We start from the raw sequence: 1427 nt of genomic DNA, 5'->3' as shown, positions 1-1427 counted from the left end.
CTCCCCTTTTGTCTTAAGCAATTCCGGACGGAAGCCGCTGAGCATTTCTCGTCGAATTGCTTCTAGAAATGCAGGTCCAGCGGCGGCGGATAGGCCTGGCCCGGTTCGGCGGTCTTCGCCATCGCGCCGGCCGGAAGCATAATGCCGCCGGTGGCTTTTTCATCGAGCAGCGGCCGGTGTTTCTCGGTGTTGCACTTTATCTCGGTTGCCAGGATTTTCGTCTTAGCCTCCGCTGCTTGCGGCAGGGCAAACGTGAGGACAAGCGCCGATAGCGCCGACAGGATGATTTTCATGACGATGTTCCCTCTTGGCTTTGCCGCCTCCTCAATGTTTGAAACCGGACGCGTCGAGCAGGGCGACCTGCCTGCCGTCGATGTAGAAGCGAATCGCGTGCGTGTCGTTGTCGATGGCGATGCGCGTCGGTTGAAGAGCCTGCGCCGCGGGCGCCTGGGGAACTTTCGAGGTAAGGCCTCCGTCGGGCGCGTTGGCAAAGAGCAGCGCCAATGCGATGCATCCCGCGGTGAATACAATGAAGTGAGTCTGGAAGAGGCGGTTGAGGTCATGTGAAGCCGTTCCTTCCTGAGGAGGTGGCATTACGGTTCGGTTGTTCCCGAAAGCCGGGTTTCGCCGTTGCTCGAAATCGAGCGTGTCACAGCTCTACGAAGGAAAGGGGAACTCAAGCCCCACATTCAGCGCGTTTTTCCTGACGGTCTGCCCCTTGCCCGTCGCGAGCTTAGCGCTGGTCGCCGACCCGAAAAGAGAGTACATGCGGAACACCGTGGAATTCTCTGGAATTCCTGGAATATTAGCATATGGAAAACTAGTCGGCTAAGAGCGCGGATCCTGGTGAATGTCTTGCACAGCGGCCTTGCGGCGAGCCTGAAAGCATGATCTTCGCTCGAACAGGAGGCCGATCCCGATTCCATCGGGATGCAACGGGTGCAGCCGGATGGCACTGAATATCGCGCAGAAGTTGCGACTGACTTCGGTCGTGCTCGGAACCGCCACCCGCAAGGACCTGGCGGCGGCGTTCCGCGCCGTCAACCCGAAGACGGCTTTCGATGTCGGCCGGGCCGACAAATGGCTCCAGGGCCGCGCCCAGCCTCGCGAGCACAGCGTCTATGAAGATTGGGCGAAAGTGCTGCGCCTCGAACAGCCCGGCGCCTGGATCGCTGAGAGCGATCTGCCGACCTTCGCGGCCACGATAGCGGCACGCCACGGCATCGATACGGCGGAGCTCGAACGCCGCGCAAGCGCCCAGTCGGAGGCCTCGCCCGGACACGACGACAAGGGCGTCGGCCAGGCGCTTGCCGGAACCTACGCCTGCTATTCGCGCGCCTGGTCGCCCTATTATCGCGGCCAACTCATCAGGGGCCGCCTGTCGATCGAGGTTCCAGGCGACAAGTACCCGCCCCATTGTTCGGCGG

2 protein-coding genes and 1 pseudogene are annotated in these 1427 nt (G+C 61.5%); 2 read left to right on the top strand and 1 reads right to left on the bottom strand.

The window, feature by feature from the left end:
• Positions 1-62 precede the first annotated feature (62 nt).
• Positions 63-293: a hypothetical protein gene (locus EOA29_RS36410; protein ID WP_126094616.1), complete on the bottom strand. Its 231-nt coding sequence runs from the start codon at positions 291-293 to the stop codon at positions 63-65.
• Between EOA29_RS36410 and EOA29_RS41870 the strand changes: the two genes are divergently transcribed.
• Complete coding sequence (locus tag EOA29_RS41870) at positions 283-567, top strand: hypothetical protein (RefSeq protein ID WP_189479115.1); 285 nt, start codon at positions 283-285, stop codon at positions 565-567. The genes EOA29_RS36410 and EOA29_RS41870 overlap by 11 nt on opposite strands.
• Before the next feature lie 382 nt (positions 568-949).
• A pseudogene (locus EOA29_RS36400) lies at positions 950-1427 on the top strand (hypothetical protein); the annotation flags it as partial.

It is taken from the genome of Mesorhizobium sp. M1E.F.Ca.ET.063.01.1.1, assembly GCF_003998155.1.
Taxonomy (GTDB): domain Bacteria; phylum Pseudomonadota; class Alphaproteobacteria; order Rhizobiales; family Rhizobiaceae; genus Mesorhizobium.
The sequence above is the reverse complement of the archived record's forward strand: the minus strand, read 5'-3'. Positions and strand labels throughout refer to the sequence as shown.

Bases quoted from the DNA above. Each gene is read 5' to 3' on its own strand.
- EOA29_RS41870 (WP_189479115.1), top strand. From the start codon at position 283: ATGATTTTCATGACGATGTTCCCTCTTGGCTTTGCCGCCTCCTCAATG.
- EOA29_RS36410 (WP_126094616.1), bottom strand. From the start codon at position 293: ATGAAAATCATCCTGTCGGCGCTATCGGCGCTTGTCCTCACGTTTGCC.